The 20138-nt window shown below is 42.9% G+C and carries 14 protein-coding genes; 2 read left to right on the forward strand and 12 right to left on the reverse strand.

The window, feature by feature from the left end:
* Nucleotides 1-4 precede the first annotated feature (4 nt).
* The 5 genes from J0X13_RS02930 to purL form a co-directional block, all read right to left on the reverse strand.
* Nucleotides 5-1195: an acetyl-CoA C-acyltransferase gene (locus tag J0X13_RS02930; RefSeq protein ID WP_207069967.1), complete on the reverse strand. Its 1191-nt coding sequence runs from the start codon at nt 1193-1195 to the stop codon at nt 5-7.
* An 85-nt stretch (nt 1196-1280) separates the two neighbouring features.
* Complete coding sequence (locus tag J0X13_RS02935; RefSeq protein WP_207069968.1) at nt 1281-3686, reverse strand: 3-hydroxyacyl-CoA dehydrogenase/enoyl-CoA hydratase family protein; 2406 nt, start codon at nt 3684-3686, stop codon at nt 1281-1283.
* Nucleotides 3687-3700: 14 nt separating this feature from the next.
* Nucleotides 3701-4150, reverse strand: a complete 450-nt coding sequence (locus J0X13_RS02940; protein ID WP_207027079.1) for a MarR family winged helix-turn-helix transcriptional regulator — start codon at nt 4148-4150, stop codon at nt 3701-3703.
* Nucleotides 4151-4274: 124 nt separating this feature from the next.
* Nucleotides 4275-6044: an AMP-dependent synthetase/ligase gene (locus J0X13_RS02945; protein ID WP_207069969.1), complete on the reverse strand. Its 1770-nt coding sequence runs from the start codon at nt 6042-6044 to the stop codon at nt 4275-4277.
* A gap of 127 nt (nt 6045-6171) precedes the next feature.
* On the reverse strand, nt 6172-9837 hold the full coding sequence (gene purL, locus J0X13_RS02950; protein ID WP_207069970.1) for a phosphoribosylformylglycinamidine synthase: 3666 nt from the start codon (nt 9835-9837) through the stop codon (nt 6172-6174).
* A gap of 541 nt (nt 9838-10378) precedes the next feature.
* On the opposite strand from purL, the gene J0X13_RS02955 reads away from it, so the two are divergent.
* Nucleotides 10379-11971: an amidohydrolase gene (locus tag J0X13_RS02955; protein WP_207069971.1), complete on the forward strand. Its 1593-nt coding sequence runs from the start codon at nt 10379-10381 to the stop codon at nt 11969-11971.
* A gap of 46 nt (nt 11972-12017) precedes the next feature.
* Here the strand turns inward: J0X13_RS02955 and J0X13_RS02960 are convergent, their stop codons facing one another.
* Nucleotides 12018-13232 (reverse strand): RsmB/NOP family class I SAM-dependent RNA methyltransferase, encoded by a 1215-nt coding sequence (locus J0X13_RS02960; RefSeq protein WP_207070795.1) that lies wholly within the window; start codon nt 13230-13232, stop codon nt 12018-12020.
* Between the two features lie 59 nt (nt 13233-13291).
* Between J0X13_RS02960 and J0X13_RS02965 the strand changes: the two genes are divergently transcribed.
* Nucleotides 13292-14323 carry a WD40/YVTN/BNR-like repeat-containing protein gene (locus tag J0X13_RS02965; protein WP_207069972.1) on the forward strand — a complete coding sequence of 344 codons (1032 nt, stop codon included), beginning with the start codon at nt 13292-13294 and terminating at the stop codon, nt 14321-14323.
* Between the two features lie 58 nt (nt 14324-14381).
* Here the strand turns inward: J0X13_RS02965 and J0X13_RS02970 are convergent, their stop codons facing one another.
* The 6 genes from J0X13_RS02970 to J0X13_RS02995 form a co-directional block, all read right to left on the reverse strand.
* Entirely contained in the window at nt 14382-14735 is a 354-nt protein-coding gene (locus J0X13_RS02970; RefSeq protein ID WP_207069973.1) for a DUF6515 family protein, read from the reverse strand.
* 111 nt (nt 14736-14846) lie between these two features.
* Nucleotides 14847-15287 carry a hypothetical protein gene (locus J0X13_RS02975; RefSeq protein WP_207069974.1) on the reverse strand — a complete coding sequence of 147 codons (441 nt, stop codon included), beginning with the start codon at nt 15285-15287 and terminating at the stop codon, nt 14847-14849.
* Entirely contained in the window at nt 15280-15813 is a 534-nt protein-coding gene (locus J0X13_RS02980) for a hypothetical protein (RefSeq protein WP_207069975.1), read from the reverse strand. Before J0X13_RS02980 ends, J0X13_RS02975 begins: the two co-directional genes overlap by 8 nt.
* Before the next feature lie 33 nt (nt 15814-15846).
* Nucleotides 15847-16389: an RNA polymerase sigma factor gene (locus tag J0X13_RS02985; RefSeq protein ID WP_207069976.1), complete on the reverse strand. Its 543-nt coding sequence runs from the start codon at nt 16387-16389 to the stop codon at nt 15847-15849.
* Between the two features lie 182 nt (nt 16390-16571).
* Nucleotides 16572-18395, reverse strand: coding sequence for an ABC transporter ATP-binding protein (locus J0X13_RS02990; RefSeq protein ID WP_207069977.1), 1824 nt, complete (start codon nt 18393-18395; stop codon nt 16572-16574).
* A gap of 3 nt (nt 18396-18398) precedes the next feature.
* Nucleotides 18399-20105: a phospho-sugar mutase gene (locus tag J0X13_RS02995; RefSeq protein WP_207069978.1), complete on the reverse strand. Its 1707-nt coding sequence runs from the start codon at nt 20103-20105 to the stop codon at nt 18399-18401.
* Between the last annotated feature and the right edge of the window lie 33 nt (nt 20106-20138).

Below are 20138 nucleotides of genomic sequence, written 5' to 3' on the forward strand. Positions count from 1 at the left end.
ATTTTTAGTTTAGGAATTCGAATATACCTGCGGCACCTTGCCCAGTACCCACGCACATAGTGACCATGCCGTATTTGCCTTTCATATCGCGCTTTCTCATTTCATCAAAAAGCTGAACGGACAGTTTTGCTCCAGTACATCCGAGAGGGTGTCCAAGTGCTATGGCACCTCCGTTCACGTTTACGATATCTTGGTTAAGGTCAAGTTCGCGGATAACGGCCAAGGACTGTGATGCAAAAGCTTCGTTCAGTTCAATAAGGTCTATCTGGTCTTGTTTCATCCCAGCTTGCTTTAAAGCTTTTGGGATTGCTTTTACAGGTCCAATCCCCATTATCCTTGGTTCCACGCCAGCTGCAGCATAGTTTACCAAACGGGCAACCGGCTCCAGGTTCAATTCTTTCACCATTTCCTCACTCATTACCATTACAAAAGCAGCACCATCACTCATTTGTGAAGAATTCCCTGCAGTTACACTACCTCCTTCGGCAAAAACCGGTCGCAACTTATTCAAGGTTGGAATGTTGGTTCCTTTTCTCGGGCCTTCATCTTTATTGACGGTGTATGTTTTGGTTTCTTTTTTCCCTGCCTCGTTCACAAAGGTGTGTTCCACCTCAATGGGAACAATTTGATCTTGAAAGCGGTCCTCTTCTTGGGCTTTCAAAGCTTTCATATGGGAATTAAATGCAAATTCGTCCTGATCTTCGCGGGACACCTTGAATTGTTTGGCAACGGCTTCCGCTGTAAGCCCCATGCCCCAATAGTAATCTTCGTGACCTTCTTTGGCCGTGGCGTAATCCGGGGTTGGTTTATAACCACCCATTGGAATGTAACTCATACTTTCGGCACCACCGGCGATAATACAATCGGCCATTCCAGACTGTATTTTTGCTGTGGCAATTCCTATGGTTTCCAGTCCTGAGGCACAATAACGGTTAACGGTAACGCCGGGCACATCTTCTATCTCAAGTCCCATTAAGGATATGAGCCTTCCCATGTTCAGACCTTGTTCGGCTTCGGGCATGGCATTTCCAACGATAACGTCATCAATACGTTTTTTGTCCAGTTGAGGTAGCTCGTTCATCATGTATTCGATGGTTTCGGCTGCCAGTTCGTCTGGTCGCTTAAACCTGAAGAGGCCTTTTGGTGCTTTGCCCACGGCCGTTCTATATCCTTTTACTATATATGCTGTTTTCATCTTTCTTTGGATTCTTTGTTTATCGGATTTTTGGAGAGTCGGTTTGCTTTATCGATCAATCGATACATCTAACGTTCCAAATCATCTAATTTCTAAGTGGTTTTCCTGTTTTCAACATGTGCTGGATACGTTCCAAAGTCTTTCTTTCGGTACATAGCGATAGAAATGCTTCTCTTTCCAAATCCAATAAATATTGTTCAGTTACCATTGTCGCTTCAGAAAGGTCACCTCCTGCCATTACGTAGGCCAGTTTATCGGCAATCTTTTTGTCGTGCTCCGAAATGTAATGTCCGGCTTCCATGGAGTCCGTTCCCACCAAGAACATACCCAGGGCCTGTTTTCCTAGTACCTTCACATCTTTTCGCTTCACAGGCTTAGTATAACCTGCATCCGCCATTAGTTTGGCATAGGCCTTTGCCGTTGCGATCTGACGGTCTTTATTGACCACGACCACATCTTTTCCTTTTTGAAGGATGCCCAAGTCGTAGGCCTCATAGGCCGAAGTTGAAACTTTGGCCATTCCGATAGTAAGGAAATACTCCTGTAGTACATTGAGTTCCACATCGTTTTTTCTAAACGTGTCCGAAGCGCGGAGAGCCATTTCTTTGGAACCACCTCCACCAGGAATCACACCAACGCCGAATTCCACCAAACCGATGTAGGTTTCGGCCGCGGCCACCACTTTATCGGCATGGAGCGAAAGTTCACAACCGCCGCCCAAGCACATACCGTGCGGGGCAGAAACTGTTGGGATGGATGAATATCGCATACGCATCATAGTGTCCTGGAACATTTTGATGGCCATGTTCAGCTCATCATATTCTTGTTCCACAGCCATCATAAAGATCATTCCGATATTGGCACCAACAGAGAAATTCGCGGCTTGGTTACCAATGACCAATCCTGCAAAATCCTTTTCGGCCAGATCTACAGCTTTGTTCAAACCAGCTAGTACATCCCCGCCGATAGTGTTCATTTTGGATTGAAATTCACAGTTAAGGATTCCATCACCTAAATCTTCGATAACAACACCGCTGTTTTTGAAGACTTCTTTGGTTTTTCTGATGTTGTCCAAAATAATAAAGGCATCCTGACCTGGAACTTTTTCCATGGTCTTTTTAGGAATATCATAGAAGTAGGTATTCCCTTCTTTTACCGTGTAGAACGAATCAATTCCCGCTTCTTTCATTTCGGACACCCATGGGGCAGCTTCCAAACCTTCAGCCTTGATAAGTTCAAGACCTTTGTCGAGTCCTACGGCATCCCAAATTTGGAACGGTCCGTGCTCCCAACCGAAGCCGGCCTTCATGGCATCATCTATTTTATATAATTCATCAGTAATTTCAGGAATACGATGGGTAACATAGGCGAAAAGTGCTCCGAAGCTCTTTCTGTAGAATTCTCCAGCCTTGTCTTTGCCATCCACCAATACAGGGAAACGGTCAATTACCTTATCTATGGTCTTTGTGAGCTCTAAAGTGGCAAATTTGGCGCTCTTTTTCGAGCGGTAGTCCATGGTATCCAAATCCAATGTCAGGATTTCGCTTTTGCCATCGTCGCCTTTAATTTTTTTGTAAAATCCTTGTCCAGTTTTACTGCCCAGCCATTTGTTGTCCATCATGGTTTGGATGAAATCGGGCAATTGGAAGAGTTCATGGCGCTCGTCGTCCTTACAGTTTTCACTGATTCCGTTGGCCACATGTACAAGGGTATCCAGTCCTACCACATCCACGGTACGGAAAGTGGCGGATTTGGGTCTTCCGATAACGGGACCTGTCAATTTATCGACTTCCTCGACCGTCATTCCCATTTCTTTTACCGTGTGTAACAAACTTTGAATACTGAAGATTCCAATACGGTTACCTATAAAAGCAGGAGTATCTTTGGCAACCACCGAGGTTTTGCCCAAGTATTGCTCACCATATCCGTTCAGGAACTCCAAAACCTCAGTGGAGGTTTCTGGACCAGGTATAATTTCGAAAAGTTTTAAGTATCGGGCCGGGTTGAAAAAGTGCGTACCACAGAAGTGTTTCTGGAAATCATCGCTTCTCCCTTCGCTCATAAATCGGATGGGGATACCTGAGGTGTTCGAAGTGATCAACGTACCGGGGGAGCGGTGTTTGTCCAAATTCTCAAACACCTGCTTCTTGATGTCCAAACGTTCCACTACCACTTCAATGATCCAATCTACTTCGGCCACTTTGGAAATGTCATCTTCCAAGTTTCCTGTGCTGATGCGATCAGCGAATTTTTTGTGATAAATGGGGGAGGGTTTGGACTTTAATGCAGATGCGAGCGATTCGTTCACCAAACGATTGCGGACCGCTTTGTCTTCCAAGGTAAGCCCTTGGGCTTTTTCCTTGTCGGTCAGTTCGCGTGGAACTATATCCAATAAAAGAACTTCGACCCCAATATTCGCAAAATGGCATGCAATGCCACTTCCCATTATTCCGGAACCGATTACGGCAACTTTGTTTATATGCCTTTTCATGTGCGATTTATAAATTAATTATTAGTTGTTTTTGTATAGATTTTTTTATCTGTAATCAGCTTGTTGATGGTTTCTATGATCCTAAAGAAACCCACCAAATCTTCTTGTGTGGTATTTTCTTTTACCACTTCGTTGAAACGCAGCACCACTTCTTTGGACTCCTCACGTTTTTCCAAACCCAGTGGTGTTAAATAAATCAGGACTCCACGTCCATCCTTAGGATTACGTTTACGTTGAATGTAACCTCTTTGTTCAATATTTTTTAAGATTCTTGACAAACTAGTTGCTTCCATTCCCATTTTTGGTCCTAAGGTGGTACTTGGTGTACCTCCTTTTGGGTCAATACTTAATAAGGTAAATCCAATGGCCATTGTAAGCCCGTAGTTTTTCGCTTCCTCATTGTACATTTTACTAACAGCCTGCCAGGTGGCCCTAAGGGCGTAATCAATGGTCAAATCTTTCATAGAACTGGTTTGGTGTTCTCAAATATATAAAAATTTATTATGCATGCATAATAAATTTCAGATTAAATAGCAGCAAAAAAAAGCCTGCAACTTGCAGGCTTTATATTTTGATGAAATGGACAGATCAATGACCGTAAATATCATTGTAAAGGGATGTGTATTTTTCCTTGACAATTTTTCGTTTAAGTTTCATGGTAGGGGTGAGGTGGCCTTCTTCCACGCTCCATACGTCGGGGGTAAGTCTAAACTGCTTGACCTTTTCCCATTTGGCAAATTCTTGATTGGCCCAATCCACTTCCTCTTGCATGCGCGCAATTACTTTCTCATTTTTAACTATTTCGGCATTGGATCCTAAATTAAGATCATGGCGTTTACCCCACTCCTTTACAAATTCGAAGTTGGGTTGAATCAAAGCGGCAGGCATTTTTTCACCTTCTCCAACAACCATGATTTGCTCTATGAACCGGGATTGCTTAAAGCGGTTCTCCAACAATTGTGGAGCAACATATTTTCCACCGGATGTCTTGAACATTTCCTTTTTACGATCCGTAATGCGTAAAAATCCTTCTGCATCGATCTCACCTATGTCACCCGTATGAAAATATTCGCCTGTCATTACTTGAGCAGTTCTTTCAGGGTCTTTATAATAGCCCATCATTACGTTGGGTCCTTTGCATAGGATTTCTCCGTCTTCTGCTATTTTTACTTCGACCCTATCTATAATTTTACCTACAGTTCCAATTTTCCAGCCTCTATTCCGTTGGTCGTTTACTGCAATCACAGGTGAAGTTTCTGTAAGTCCATAACCTTCCATCACTGGCATATCAGCCGCACCAAAAATGCGTGCCAATCTGGGTTGGAGCGCAGCACTGCCGGAAACCATTACAGATAAGTTTCCACCAAGACCTTCCTTCCATTTACTGAAAATCAATTTTCTGGCAAGTCCTAATTTTTTTCCGTACCACCAACCATTTGCACCATAAGGTTCAAATTTAAGTCCCACTTCTACGGCCCAGAAGAACAGTTTCTTTTTTATGCCCGTGAGCGCAGCTCCTTTGGCAATGATGGCGTCGTATACTTTTTCCAATAAACGAGGCACCACGGTCATTACATTGGGCTTTACCTCCTTAATATTATCACTGATTTTGTCCAGACCTTCGGCAAAGTAAATTTGGATTCCGCAATATTGATAGAGATAAAGGATCATTCTCTCGAAAATATGGCAGACGGGCAAAAAGCTTAATGCAACTCCTCCGGATTCAAAAGGGACCCTTTCTTCACTCGAAACCACATTGGATACAATATTATCGTGCGAAAGCATTACTCCCTTTGGTTTACCTGTTGTGCCAGAGGTGTATATCAACGTGGCCAAGTCTTCAGCCTTGACGTTAGCTTTCAATTTTTCAACTTCTTCTTGATTTGATGTGTCAGCTCCCGATTCCAACAATTCTTTCCAATTTTTACAATTTTCAAGTTCATTGAAGGAATAAACTTCCTCAAGCTTTTTAATCTTGGAACTTACGGCAAGTACTTTTTCCAGCACCTCTTCGCAGGAAACAAAGCAATATTTGGCCTCGGAATGGTTAAGGATATACTCATAATCCTCCTCTGAAATAGTAGGGTATATGGGAACTGTTTGTGCGCCGATTTGAAGGACTCCGATATCCATGATGTTCCATTCAGTACGATTGGTCATGGAAATAATGGCAATCTTATCGTTTGGTTTAACACCCATGGTTAACAAAGCCCTGCTTACCGCATTTGCTTGGTTAATGTACTCCTTTGTGGATGTGCCGATCCATTTGCCGTCACTTTTGGTGACCAATGATTTTTCTAAGGGGTATTTTTCAAGCTGATAGTATGGGAAATCAAATAATCGGGTAACAGTTTGCATAGTAAGTTTTATGTAAAGCGGTTGCAAATTAGCAAATCAGACCTTAACAATGAAACAGATTTAACAATTACATGGGGTAAATTTTACAAAATTCCCAATAAAATACCTCCGACTCTTTATGATTTTATTAATCTTCGAGTTTTTCCAACCATTCCCTGGCATTTACAAAAGCTTGTAACCAAGGAGTTACCGTATCGGTTCTATCTTTTGGATAGTGGGCCCAGTTCCATGGGAAGGTGGAACGCTCTATGTGCGGCATTGTCACCAAGTGTCTGCCTGTTTTATCGCAAAGCATGGCAGTGTTGTAATCACTTCCGTTTGGATTGGCCGGGTAGCCCTCGTATCCATATTTTGCCACAATATGATATTGCTCCTCCGTATGTGGTAGACTGAATTTACCCTCACCATGACTGATCCAAACACCCAAGGTGGTCCCGGCCATGCCGGAAAGCATCACTGAATTGTTTTCTTGGATCTTTACTGAGGTGAAGTTGCTCTCGTGCTTATGGGAATCGTTATAGGTCATTCTACCATGGGTTCCGTGTTCAGGGTTGATAAGGTCCAACTCCATGAACAATTGGCATCCGTTGCAAATCCCTACGGATAAGGTATCGGGCCTCGCAAAGAAATCCTTTAAAGCCTTATTGGCCTTTTCGTTGTACTTAAAAGCACCTGCCCAGCCTTTGGCGCTCCCCAATACATCGGAGTTGGAGAAGCCACCTACCGCACCGATGAACTGGATATCTTCCAAGGTCTCCCTACCTGTAATAAGGTCGGTCATGTGTACATCTTTCACATCAAAGCCGGCCAAGAACATCGCATTGGCCATTTCACGCTCGGAATTACTTCCTTTTTCGCGAAGAATGGCTGCTTTGGGTCTTTTTGAGGTCGGAACTTCCGGTAGAGCACCATTAAATTCGGTTGGGAAACTATATTGCAAGGGCTGCTCCTTGTAGTTGTCATAGCGGTCCTTGGCCAAACCATTAGCGGTTTGCTTGCTGTCCAAAAGGTAAGATGTCTTGAACCAGGTATCACGCAAGGAGATAATGTTCAATCCTATTTCAACACCATTGTTTTTGATTTTCAAGGTGCTTTCTGATGTTGGAGTACCTATTTTGGAAAATTCAACCCCTGCAGCTTTCAATTTATTTTCTACTGAAGCATCTTTGGCTTGGAACACCACGCCAATATTTTCAGAGAACAATAGTTTGATGATGTCCTGTTCGTTCAAACTGGATAAATCCAAGTTGGCGCCCAAATCGTTGTCTGCAAAGCAAAGTTCCAACAAGGTGGTGATCAAACCACCTGATGCCACATCGTGACCTGCCAATATCTGACCATCTTTGATGAGCTCTTGCAAGGTGTTGAAAGCAGTTTTAAAGTAGCCCGTATCCAAAACGGAAGGAGCTTCGTCCCCAATGCCGTTCAAAATCTGTGCAAAGGAAGAACCACCCAATTTGTGGTTATCTTTGGAAAGGTTGATGTAGTAAATATCACCGCCATCTTTCTGTAAAACAGGCTCCACCACTTGGTTGATGTTGTTGCAACTGGCTGCGGCGGAGATAATAACCGTCCCTGGAGACAGTACTTCACCATCCTTATATTTTTGTTTCATGGAAAGCGAATCCTTTCCAGTGGGCACATTGATGCCCAAATCTATCGCAAATTCCGACAAGGACTCCACAGCCGAATACAAACGGGCATCTTCACCTTCATTTCTGCAAGGCCACATCCAGTTAGCTGATAGGGATACGGATTTTAGACCATCTTTCAGCGGTGCCCAAACTATATTGGTCAGCGATTCCGCTACGCTGTTCCTACTACCCGCAACAGGGTCTATCAAAGCCGAGATGGGGGAGTGGCCAATACTGGTGGCAATGCCTTCCTTTCCTTTAAAATCGAGGGCCATTACGCCACAATTGTTCAAGGGCAATTGTAAGGGTCCTGCACATTGTTGCTTTGCAACGCGTCCGCCAACACATCGGTCCACTTTATTGGTCAACCAATCTTTGCAGGCAACCGCTTCCAATTGCAGTACTTGCTCTAAATAGTCGTGGAAATCTTCCAAGGAATAAGCAAGTGCTGGATACTTCTGTTGGGCGGTCTTATCCTCCATAATAGTTTTGGGAGAGCTTCCGAACATATCGGAAAGTTCCAGGTTCATCGGGGTTTCACCCGTTTTGCCAGAAGTAAATTTGAAGGTGTGGTCGCCAGTAACTTCACCCACATTGTACATTGGGGATCGTTCACGGGCCGAAACTCGATTCAATAGATCCAAATCTTTTTCTCCGATGACCAATCCCATTCGTTCTTGCGACTCGTTTCCGATCAACTCCTTCTTGGAAAGCGTAGGGTCTCCAACGGGCAACTTGTCCGTATCTATGGTACCCCCGGTTTCTTCCACCAATTCCGACAAACAGTTGAGGTGTCCACCAGCTCCATGATCGTGAATGGAAACGATAGGATTGTCATGACTTTCAAACAATCCGCGAACGGCATTTGAAGCTCGTTTTTGCATTTCGGGGTTGGAGCGTTGTACCGCATTCAACTCAATGGCAGAACTGAATTCACCCGTATCCGCACTGGATACGGCAGCTCCGCCCATTCCAATACGGTAGTTGTCACCACCTAGAACGACTATTCTGTCTCCTTTATGTGGAGTATCTTTTAGAGCTTGGTCCTTTTTTCCGTAACCAATACCTCCGGCCATCATAATTACTTTGTCAAAGCCCAATTTTCTTGCTTCTTCCTCATGCTCAAAGGTCAGAACTGAGCCAGCGATCAAGGGTTGACCGAATTTATTTCCAAAATCGGATGCACCGTTTGACGCTTTGATCAAGATGTCCATCGGAGTCTGGTACAACCAATCCCTTTCTTTCATTCCTTTTTCCCATGGACGGTTTTCCTCCAAGCGAGAGTAGGAAGTCATGTAAACGGCTGTTCCCGCCAACGGCAAGGATCCTTTTCCTCCGGCCAAACGGTCCCTGATTTCACCCCCTGACCCTGTCGCAGCGCCGTTGAATGGCTCCACAGTGGTTGGGAAGTTATGGGTTTCCGCTTTTAACGAAAGCACCGAATCAAACTCTTTTTCTTCATAAAAGTCCGGCTTGTCCGCACTTTTAGGCGCAAACTGGACCGCTTTTGGTCCTTTAATAAAAGCAACATTGTCCTTATATGCCGAAACAATATCATTGGGGTTGGCTTCGGATGTCTTTTTGATCAGTTTGAATAGGGAAGAGGGTTTTTCTTCTCCATCGATCACAAAAATTCCATTGAAAATTTTATGTCTGCAATGCTCGGAATTCACTTGACTGAAACCAAATACTTCGGAATCCGTCAACTTACGGTCCAATTTTTTGGCCAATCCTTCTAAGTATTCCACTTCTTCAACGCTCAACGCCAATCCTTCCTTTTCGTTATAAGCAGCAATGTCATCAATCTCTTGGATGGCCTCTGGAACAATATCTATAGTGAATATATCCTGTCCCAAAGACCTGTATTTTTGCGAAAGCATTGGGTCAAAATCATTAAAATCCTCTTCAACGGCATGGAATTCCTCGATTCGGATAATTCCTGTAATGCCCATATTTTGGGTGATTTCTGTGGCGTTGGTACTCCAAGGAGTCACCATGGCGGCACGGGGCCCAACAAAAAAGGCGTCGAGTGACGCCGCTTCAATCTTAGGCTGGTTGCCAAACAACCATGTCAGTTTGTTAGTGTCTTCCTGAGCGATTTCCTGAGCGGTTTGGACGGCAAAAACCTTGGTCGCCTTGTCCCCAAAAAAATGGATCATACAATCTTTGCGTTGAACGGTTTAAGAAAGTGCAAATTTACGATTTTGTAACGTAATCCATCCTACAGAAAAGGTGTTTTGTTAACGAAGTGCTGTTGATAGCGCATTCATCCATCCAAAAGAGGGATAGGTCAATTCTGTATCCTATATAAAATTCTTCTTTCTTAGGTTTGAATCCATATGAAACCCATTAAAAAATCAAACCATCAGGGCCAATGGGTAAAAGCTATCCTGGTTGTCTTGGTCTATATCGTTATTGTACTTCTGTTGGACGATGAACAGGAGTGGCGTAATTTTCTGAAGCACTTTCTAAAAAATATGGTCAGGAGTATTTTTTAACGATTGGACTCCGAATCGCACTTCGACCACACCTGGTAAGCCTTCGGAATGACAGCTTAGGGCGTACAGGATGATTTTTTTAACCAAAAAGACGGTTCTCTACTATTCTTTATGGTCAAACAATCCAACATACCAAAGTTTGGCACGAATTGAAGTTGTTTTCCTATCTTAGAAGATTCATAGCTAACTTAAAACCAACCTTATGAAAACAACTAAAATCCTGTTGTCCGGGATTATGCTGTTCGCCGGAGTAGCCACTTCAACAGCACAGAAAAAGTATTCCAAAAGCCAAGTCAAAAAACTTAAAGCCGAGGTAGAGGCCATTGTTGAAGCCAATAAAAAGCAGACACAGGTCATGGTGGACAAAATTTTCAGTTTTGCCGAACTGGGCTTTCAAGAAGAGGAAAGTTCCAAATACCTTACTGGCATCTTGGAAGAGAATGGGTTTACCATAGAGCATTCCATTTCCAATATCCCGACAGCATGGTTCGCAACTTGGAGCAATGGGGAAGGGCCTGTTATTGCATTGGGCAGTGATGTGGATTGTATTCCAAAAGCATCTCAATACCCTGGTGTGGCCTACCACAAACCTATTGTAGAGGGTGCGCCTGGTCATGGAGAAGGCCATAACTCCGGGATTCCATTGAATATCACATCCGCTTTGGCCGTTAAAGAGGTGATGGAAAAAGAGGGCATTGGGGGCACCTTGATTCTTTGGCCTGGAATTGCCGAGGAATTGGTGGCTGCCAAAGCATGGTATGTGCGCGATGGTCTTTTTGATGATATTGATATGTGCATTTTTACCCATGTGAGCAGTAATTTGAGTGTTTCTTGGGGACCTACCCGAGGAACTGGACTGATTTCCGTGGAATATATGTTTGAAGGTGAAGCCGCGCATTCTGCTGGAGCTCCTTGGAGGGGCCGAAGTGCCTTGGATGCCGCAGAACTTATGAATGTGGGATGGAATTACAAGAGGGAGCACTTGCACCCATTAAAACGTTCCCATTCCATTTTTACAGATGCAGGAGACCAACCCAATGTGGTACCCTCCAAAGCTGGAATTTGGTTCTACTTCAGGGATGTGACTTATGAGGGCATCATGGAAATGTACGCAGAGGCCAACGATATTGCCAAGGGTGCGGCCATGATGACCGGAACTACAATGACATCCCGTGTGTTGGGGACGGCGTGGCCAAGACACTACAACAAAGTGATTGCCGAGACCATGTATGAAAATATTAAGGAAGTAGGACTCCCGGAATGGACCGAGGCGGACCAAAAGCTTGCTAAAGCGGTTCAAACTCAGGTTGAATCCAGAAAAATAGAAGGTTTGCCTACCGAATTGTCCGAAATAGGCATGCCAGTTTTGGAACCTGTTAGCGGTGGTTCTGATGATATCGGAGATATTTCTTGGAAAGTACCAACGGTTACGATGCGTTTTCCATCCAACATACCTGGCTTACCTGGTCACCACTGGGCGAACGCTATCGCCATGGCTACTCCAATAGCTCACAAAGGAGCAACCGCAGGGGCAAAAGCCGAGGCTATGACCATTATGGATTTCTTGTTGAAACCAGAACTATTGACCCAAGCTTGGGATTATTTCAACAATGAGCAGACCAAGGAAACAAAATATGAACCAATGATTTCTGCAGATGACATGCCTCCAACCTTCTTGAACAAGGATAAGCAGGATATGTTCCGACCAGCTTTGGAAGCGTTCTACTATGATGAAACCAAGTATGATACCTATTTGGAACAACTAGGTGTAGAATATCCTACCATAAAGGAATAAGGAGCATACTTTAAGATAAGTTGGAACCCTGAAGGTCTAAAGATTTTCAGGGTTTTTTCTTCAATAATGCCATGTAAAACCCATCAAAACCTGTTTCCGAAGCAAATACGTTTCGCTCTCTAACAAATTCAAAATCCTTTCCACTTTCGGATTCCAAGAACTTTTTGACCTGTTCCGAATTTTCTTGAGGCAGAATGGAGCAGGTGGCATAGACCATTTGCCCTCCTTTTTTCACCATTTTACTGTAGTTCTGAAGAATATCTTGCTGAACTACCATGATCCGGTCTACAAATTCGGGTTCCAGTTTCCATTTGGAGTCAGGGTTTCGTTTGATCACCCCCAAACCTGAACAGGGGGCATCGAGTAATACGCGATCGGCACTATTGTGAAGTTTTTTGATCACTTTGGTGGAATCGATCACTCTGGTCTCTACATTGTGTACACCATTTCTTCTGGCCCGTTTCTTTAGTTTTTTCAATTTACTTTCATAAATATCCAAAGCGATCAATTGTCCTTTGTTCTGCATTTGAGAAGCTAGGTGAAGGGTTTTTCCACCCGCACCCGCACAAGCATCTACCACACGTTGTCCCGGTTCCACTTCCAAAAATGGAGCAACTAACTGGGAAGAGGCATCCTGGACTTCGAACAATCCATCTTTAAAGGCTTGGGTCACAAAAACATTTTTCCGTTCAACAAGCTTCAAAGCATCGGGATAACCTTCAATAAATTCGGTGGCGATATCCTCTTTGGCCAAAAATGATTTTAGTTGTGGCTTAGGTACTTTGAGTGTATTGGTTCTTAAAATTACGTCTGCTTGTTGATTTTGGGCGGCAATTTCTTTGGTCCAAAGTTCGTTGCCCAACGATTTTTCCCCGAGTTCATCCATCCAATCGGGAATCGACTCCCTGAACTTTCGGATTTTGGATAACTCATCGAACCTACCTTTAATGCGACGTTCGGGGGTACCTTCCAACTGTTTCCAATCCGGAATTCGGATACCTCGCAATACGCACCAAACACCGAACAGTCGAAACAAATGGGGTTTGCTGTAAGGTTCGTGCACTTCAGCTATTTCGGAATACAGGCGTTTCCATCGAACAATATCATAGGTGGTCTCGGCTATAAACCCACGATCGCGAGAACCCCAGCGTTTATCGTAGCGCAATACCTTTTCAATCACCTTATCGGCATATTCACCCTCGTTAAAAATCATGTGAAGGGCATCAATTACGGCAAATACCAAGTTTCTGTGTAAACGCATCATATAAAATAAGGTTGCAAAGGTATGATTTCTCCTTACTTTTGAAGAAAATAAATACAATGAGGTCAATCCTTTCACTTTTAGTTGTTCTTGTTTTGTTTTCTTGTGCCGAAGAACCTAAAAAACAACCCTTTCAATCTGTGGGAATAACCCCAGTTTTTGAGGACGCTGTAAGTATTAGGGCAATTACATTTTTAGATAGTAGAACATTGGCCTTTGCGGGTAGCAATGGGATTTATGGCACGGTGGATGTGAGCTCAAATCAGGTGAGGTCGAGTACACAATATTATGATTCCATTACCCCTAGTTTTAGGGCAGTCGGAGGAACTGCTGAGGATTTTTTCATGCTTTCCGTGGAAAGTCCTGCATTATTGTACAAAACCGGTGACCAAGGAAAAATGGAATTGGTATATACCGAAGCGGGTGAGGGCCTTTTTTATGATAGTCTTGCTTTTTGGAACAATACCGAGGGTATTGCTGTTGGCGATACTGTAGATGGATGTCTCTCGATTATAATTACTAGGGATGGCGGTAATTCCTGGACCAAACTTTCTTGTTCGGATTTGCCAGAAGGTATTGAAGGTGAAGGTGCTTTTGCAGCCAGTAATAGTAATATTGCCGTACAAGGGAATAAAGTTTGGATCGGTACCACGGAGGGAAGGATTTATTTTTCCAGTGATAAAGGGTTGACTTGGGAAATACAGCAAACCCCTATAATTTCGGATAAACCGACACAGGGAATCTATTCCATAGATTTTTTTGATGAAAATCTTGGGTTTGCGATAGGAGGGGATTACACCGAACCTGAGTCCAACAAAGCCAATAAGATTAAAACGGTTGATGGGGGCAAAACTTGGGAGTTGATTGCCGATGGCCTTGAACCTGGTTATAAAAGTTGCGTACAGTTTGTTCCCAATTCCGACGGAGAAGCATTGGTAGCTATTGGATTTACAGGAATTTCCTATTCTTCGGATGGTGGTACGAACTGGAAACAGCTCAGTGAAGAACCTTTTTTTACGCTTCGCTTTTTGAACGATTCCACGGCTTTTGCTGCGGGAAGCAAGAGAATCGCAAAGTTGGATTTTAAATAAAAAAAGCGGTGATCTACTCACCGCTTTTTGAACTAACTAAAAACTAATCAATCAAAAACTAAACGTTCACGACCACATAGTGCCTTCCTCTTCTTTTGTACCATATGCCACGGTATCGGTATAACCTTCTCCCATTTCTGTAAAATACTTTGCTGCCTTTGGGCAAGGTTCTTATTTTAACTCCCCTTGGTGCAGCCGTAACCACATATTTTTTCCCATGGGCTTTGTACCAAATGCCATCAGCTAAGTAATAGTTTGTTCTTTTGTGAACTATCACTCTGGGTTTGGATACTGTTCTTACCACGGTTCCATGTTTTGGATAAACCTTTACCACCGTTCTTGTTTGTGCTGATGCTCCAATTATGGTTCCCAAAAATGCAGCGATGACCATAAACACTTTCATTCGTTTCATAACATTGGATTTTTATGGGTTTCTGATGGTAAGACTGTGGTTTTCAGGAAAGGTTTAATCAAAAAAAGAAGCCCGGAGGCTTCTTTTCATTTTTTGTTGATTCCACACGGGTTATCTTCCTCCACGCCGTTTACGGAACTGTTGGATCATCTGTCTTTTAAAATCCTCTTCGGCCTTGACCAATAACAGTACTTTTTTGGCAGGAATCACTGTTCGTAATCTGGTCAAAAATTCCCGATCTGCTTCTTGCTTGTCAGATTGGAGGGCAAGAAGGTGGTCCAATAACATTTCCGACTCGTTAGTAGAAAGCTCTTGCGCACGAACGATGTTGGCGTGCAGTTCCGCGCGTTCCTTTCTACGGATATCCTCCATGGTTTCCTCGTGTGCGTTGTATATGGGCCAAAATTGTTGGGCCTCTTCGCTGGTCAATCCTACTTGTTCGGTAATAAAGGCTACTTTAAGCGTTTTAATACGATTACGCCCAGGCCCTTGGCCATGCATCAAAAAGATACCGAACAACAGGGAACAAAGTATAAGTGCTCTCTTATTCATAATCAATGTCTTCTAAATTTAATTCTTCAATGTCATCGACATTCTCATCCAAATATTCCATGATGATGTCCTCTTCCAAATCATCACCGAGTATATCGTTCAACTCTATTTCCTCCAAAGAAACCACCTCTGCAATCTCATAAGAAGTCATTTCCAAATCGGTATTCTCAAAATAAGCCTCTATTTCCGCGTTTGCCAAATCATCAAAAGTCAGGGGTTCCGGATTTGATTCCCTGGTAAGACTGAACATCACTATGAAAATTGCGGCTGTGGCAGCTATACTGTAGTAAAAACGTCTATTGATCTTCAATGGAATAACCTTGGGTTCTTTTGTATTGATTTTGGATAGAACAGTTGGTGTTACTTCATCAAAATAGCCATTGGGAACCGCAAAGCCATCGGTTTTGGGAATTATGGAGCCAGCTTCGTTCGTCTCTTCTTTTCGGATTCGGTCCATAAGCCGATCGTTAAAGCTCTCGAAGTAGCCTTCTGGTGTATTGAAACTATTTTCTTTGTCCTTTTCCATCGTTTTGTTTTGACTGCTTAACTCATCAAAGGTTTAATTTTCTTTAAGATACGCTTCTATTTTTTTAACCGCCAAATGGTAGGATGTCTTTAATGCACCTACGGAAGTATCCAGTGCCTCGGAAATATCGTTGTATTTCATTTCCTGAAAATACTTCATGGTGAAAACCAGTTTCTGTTTGTCGGGCAAGGTTGCCAAGGCTTTTTGTAGTTTGAGTTGGATTTCATCTCCTTCAAAATACACATCAGCTTGAAGGTTTTCTACCATTTTATCCTTCAATTCTTGGTCGCTAATGCCCATTTTCCGTGATTTTTGCTTTAAAAATGTCAAGGATTCGTTGGTGGCAATACGGTACATCCAAGAATAAAGTTTACTCTCCCCTTTAAACTTCTCAATGTTCCTATATATTTTGATAAATGTATTCTGAAGCACATCATCCGTATCGTCGTGGTCGAGGACAATCCTTCTGATATGCCAATACAAACGTTCCTTGTAAGTGTTCACCAACACCTCAAAGGCTTTTGAGCGACTTTCTTCCCGTTGTAGTTCTTGGACTAAGGTTTCCTCGGCGATCAATGTTTCTGTTGTTTGATGCTTTGACTAAGGTACGGGGAAAAGGTTTAATTTTTATTGGTAAAGGGTAAAGGATAAAGGTTGAAGGGTGAAGGGTGAAGGGTTGGTATGACCCGCAGCCGAGAAATCTTTTCCTCCGGATTCCGGGAGTCAGAAATCCAAATATCCATTGATCCAACAATCTATCAAGTGAATGATTGCATCTCTACAAGCTTCTTATAATTTTTGGCGGATTTCATCAACTCTTCGTGGTTTCCCTGTTCCACGATTTCTCCTTTGCTCATCACCACAATGGTATCGGCGTTCTGGATAGTGGACAGTCGGTGTGCAATAACGATGGAGGTGCGATTTTGCATCATTTTCTCCAAGGCATCCTGAACCAATCGCTCACTTTCGGTGTCTAGAGCAGAGGTTGCCTCATCCAAAATCATAATGGGCGGGTTTTTAAGCACTGCCCGTGCGATTGATAAGCGTTGTTTTTGTCCTCCACTCAATTTATTTCCGCTATCACCAATATTGGTGTCGTAGCCATTGGGTAAATCCATGATAAAATCGTGTGCATTGGCGACTTTGGCAGCTTCCATAATTTCGTCCATTGTGGCATTTTCCTTACCTAAAGCTATATTACTCTTCACAGAATCGTTAAAGAGAATGGAGTCTTGCGTAACCAGCCCCATCAATCCACGGAGTGATTTTTTGGTAATGTTTTTGATGTTGGTCCCATCAATCAGGATCTCCCCTTTATTGACATCGTAGAACCGGGTTACCAAATTGGCCACGGTACTCTTACCACTACCTGATTGACCGACCAGGGCCACTGTCTTGCCTTTGTCAACCTTTAGGTTGAAGTTTTTCAGTACGTAATCGTCTTCATACTTGAATCCTACTTCTTTGAGTTCTATTCCCGATTTGAAATCTGTTTTTTCTTCGGCGCCTTCAATGTTTTTGATCGGGTTTTCGGATTCGAGTATCTCCAATACACGTTCGGCCGCAGCATTTCCTTTTTTAACTCCATAAGATGCTTTACTGATAGCCTTGGCTGGGGTTAAAATATTGAATGCCAATCCCATATAAGAAATAAAAGAGGCAGCATCAAGGGTTCCTTCCAATAATACCATTCGTCCTCCAAACCATAACAGCACACCAAAAACAACAATTCCAAGGAATTCACTGGTCGGGGATGATAGGTTTTGACGGTTCAGCAAGGAGTTGGAGAACTTAAAAAATCTTGATGTAGAACTTTTGAACGTATTGTAGAATTTGGATTCTGAATTAAACGCTTTGATGACCCGGAGTCCCCCCAACGTTTCTTCCACAATGGATAGAAATTCCCCTTGTTCTTTTTGTACCCTGTCAGATTTTTTCTTTAGGGATTTACCGATTCTAGAAATGATCATTCCGGCAATGGGAATAAAAATGAATACGAATATGGTCAGTTTTACACTGATCAAAAACATCACAATAATCGTAAAGAGTATGGTAAGCGGTTCTCGAACGATCAATTCCAAAATGGAAAGAAAAGAGTGTTGTATTTCCAATACATCCGACGTGATTCGAGCGATTACGTCACCTTTCTTTTTCTCGGAGAAGTAGGAGATGGGCAAATCCATGATTTTCTCGTACATCTTGTTTCGGATATCCTTCAGTACTCCATTCCTTAAAAAAGTAATGAAATACATGGCCAAATAGTTGAAGATATTCTTAAAAAGGAATAAAAACAAGATGAGTCCGACCGCTAATAGAAGCCCTTTCATGGGATCATCACCGGAATATTGGGTCACTTGATAATTCATGTAGTCCATGAAATAATCCTTAAGCTTACCAATACTTTCCAATTTTGGCGGCTCGTTGACCTGCTTGGTCTTATCGAACAGGACATTGAGCATTGGAATAAGTGCAGCATAGGACAATGCACTAAACAATGCATAGAGAATATTGAAAAAAATATTCAGAAAACCGTATTTACGGTATGGAACCGCAAATCGGAGAATCTTTTTAAAGTAGTTCATTCACTATAAATTCAGCTCGGAAAGGATACCTTCAATTTTGGTTTCCAACTGCGAATTTACGGATTTATAATCGGCGGCCTTGTCCAATTTTGTATTTGTACTGATGTAGAACTTTACTTTTGGTTCTGTTCCACTGGGGCGAGCGGCAATTCGGGTGCCATCCTCTGTTTCATAAATCAATACATTGGACTTGGGCAAATGGAGGGTAAACTCTTCATTTGTCTGTACATTTTTAACGATGGATGTGTTGTAATCTTCAATGTACAACAGTTTTGAGCCTTGCACGGTATCTACGGGATTTTCTTTGAAATCCTTTAGCATTTGCTTGATTTCCTCTGCACCGCTCATTCCTTTTTTGGTGATGGAGATCAATTTTTCCTTGTAAAAACCGAACTCCACGTAGGCATCTATCAAATCTTTATAAAAAGAGCTTCCATTGGCCTTGGCATTGGCTGCAATCTCACAGGCCAATAGGGTGGAGGTGACCGCGTCTTTGTCCCTTACAAAATCACCGACCATATATCCAAAGCTCTCTTCACCGCCACCTATGAATTGGGAGCTTGGAAAGTCCTTTATCATTTTACCGATCCATTTAAATCCTGTCAAAGCTGTTTTGAACTCCACACCGTATGATTTGGCCATTTGTTGCATCATTGGGGTGGAAACTATGGTCGTGGCAATAAACTCGTTGCCCTTAAATCCTTTTTTCTTGTATTGGTCCAAAAGGAACTTGGTCATGAGCACCATGGTTTGGTTCCCGTTCAACAGTTCCATTTTGCCCTCGAGGTTGCGAACGGCAATACCCAAACGGTCGCTGTCCGGGTCGGTGCCCACCACCATATCCGCACCTATTTCCTCTGCCTTGGCGATTGCCATGGACAGTGCTTCGGGCTCTTCCGGATTTGGTGATTCCACTGTTGGAAAATCGCCATTGGGCTCGGCCTGTTCCTCGATTATGGTAACGTTTTTATAACCTGCTCGTTTCAATACCTCTGGAATAGCGGTAATTGAGGTTCCGTGCAAGGAAGTGAAAACGATTTTAAAATCATCTTTTCCCTTTGCATCAAAACTACCGTTACTTACGGAAGCTTCAAAAAAGGCCTCGTCAACTTCTTTATCAATCAGGTGAATCAAGCTTTCATTCTTGTCGAACTTGATGTCCTCGAAAGAAAGGGCATTGATTTCGGCAATAATTTCGCCATCCTGAGGAGGTACAATCTGTCCGCCATCGGCCCAATATACTTTGTATCCGTTGTATTCTGGTGGGTTATGGGAGGCCGTAAGCACGATTCCTGCATGGCACCCCAAATACCTTACTGCAAAAGACAGCTCAGGTGTAGTTCTTAAATCTGAAAATAAATGAACCCTAATTCCATTGGCCGAGAATACCTCTGCTACGGTCTTTGCCAAGGATTGTGAGTTATGTCTGCAATCGTAAGCGATTACGACTTTTAGGTCGTCGTCAGTGTACGATTTTTTAAGATAATTACTGAGTCCTTGGGTGTTTTTCCCCAAAGTGTATTTATTGATTCTATTGGTGCCAACACCCATTACACCACGCATTCCTCCCGTACCAAACTCTAAATCCTTATAAAAACGTTCCTTAAGTTCTTCGGTATCGTTGTCTATCAGGTGTTTGACTTCCTTTTTTGTGTCATCATCAAAAAAATCGGTTAACCAAGATTGTGCTGTCTCTGTAATGGGATCCATAGTGTCTGTCGTTTGTTTAGAGATTTAAAAATA

Origin of the sequence: [Muricauda] lutisoli (nom. illeg.), from assembly GCF_017313105.1 — a bacterium.
Classification (GTDB): Bacteria; Bacteroidota; Bacteroidia; order Flavobacteriales; family Flavobacteriaceae; genus Flagellimonas; species Flagellimonas lutisoli.

What these genes read in the sequence shown, in the direction of transcription:
- J0X13_RS02955 (WP_207069971.1), top strand. Translation starts at nt 10,379, where the DNA reads ATGAAAACAACTAAAATCCTGTTGTCCGGGATTATGCTGTTCGCCGGA.
- J0X13_RS02930 (WP_207069967.1), bottom strand. Translation starts at nt 1,195, where the DNA reads ATGAAAACAGCATATATAGTAAAAGGATATAGAACGGCCGTGGGCAAA.
- J0X13_RS02975 (WP_207069974.1), bottom strand. Translation starts at nt 15,287, where the DNA reads ATGAATAAGAGAGCACTTATACTTTGTTCCCTGTTGTTCGGTATCTTT.
- J0X13_RS02965 (WP_207069972.1), top strand. Translation starts at nt 13,292, where the DNA reads ATGAGGTCAATCCTTTCACTTTTAGTTGTTCTTGTTTTGTTTTCTTGT.
- J0X13_RS02935 (WP_207069968.1), bottom strand. Translation starts at nt 3,686, where the DNA reads ATGAAAAGGCATATAAACAAAGTTGCCGTAATCGGTTCCGGAATAATG.
- J0X13_RS02995 (WP_207069978.1), bottom strand. Translation starts at nt 20,105, where the DNA reads ATGGATCCCATTACAGAGACAGCACAATCTTGGTTAACCGATTTTTTT.
- J0X13_RS02990 (WP_207069977.1), bottom strand. Translation starts at nt 18,395, where the DNA reads ATGAACTACTTTAAAAAGATTCTCCGATTTGCGGTTCCATACCGTAAA.
- J0X13_RS02980 (WP_207069975.1), bottom strand. Translation starts at nt 15,813, where the DNA reads ATGGAAAAGGACAAAGAAAATAGTTTCAATACACCAGAAGGCTACTTC.
- J0X13_RS02970 (WP_207069973.1), bottom strand. Translation starts at nt 14,735, where the DNA reads ATGAAACGAATGAAAGTGTTTATGGTCATCGCTGCATTTTTGGGAACC.
- J0X13_RS02945 (WP_207069969.1), bottom strand. Translation starts at nt 6,044, where the DNA reads ATGCAAACTGTTACCCGATTATTTGATTTCCCATACTATCAGCTTGAA.
- J0X13_RS02940 (WP_207027079.1), bottom strand. Translation starts at nt 4,150, where the DNA reads ATGAAAGATTTGACCATTGATTACGCCCTTAGGGCCACCTGGCAGGCT.
- J0X13_RS02960 (WP_207070795.1), bottom strand. Translation starts at nt 13,232, where the DNA reads ATGCGTTTACACAGAAACTTGGTATTTGCCGTAATTGATGCCCTTCAC.
- purL (WP_207069970.1), bottom strand. Translation starts at nt 9,837, where the DNA reads ATGATCCATTTTTTTGGGGACAAGGCGACCAAGGTTTTTGCCGTCCAA.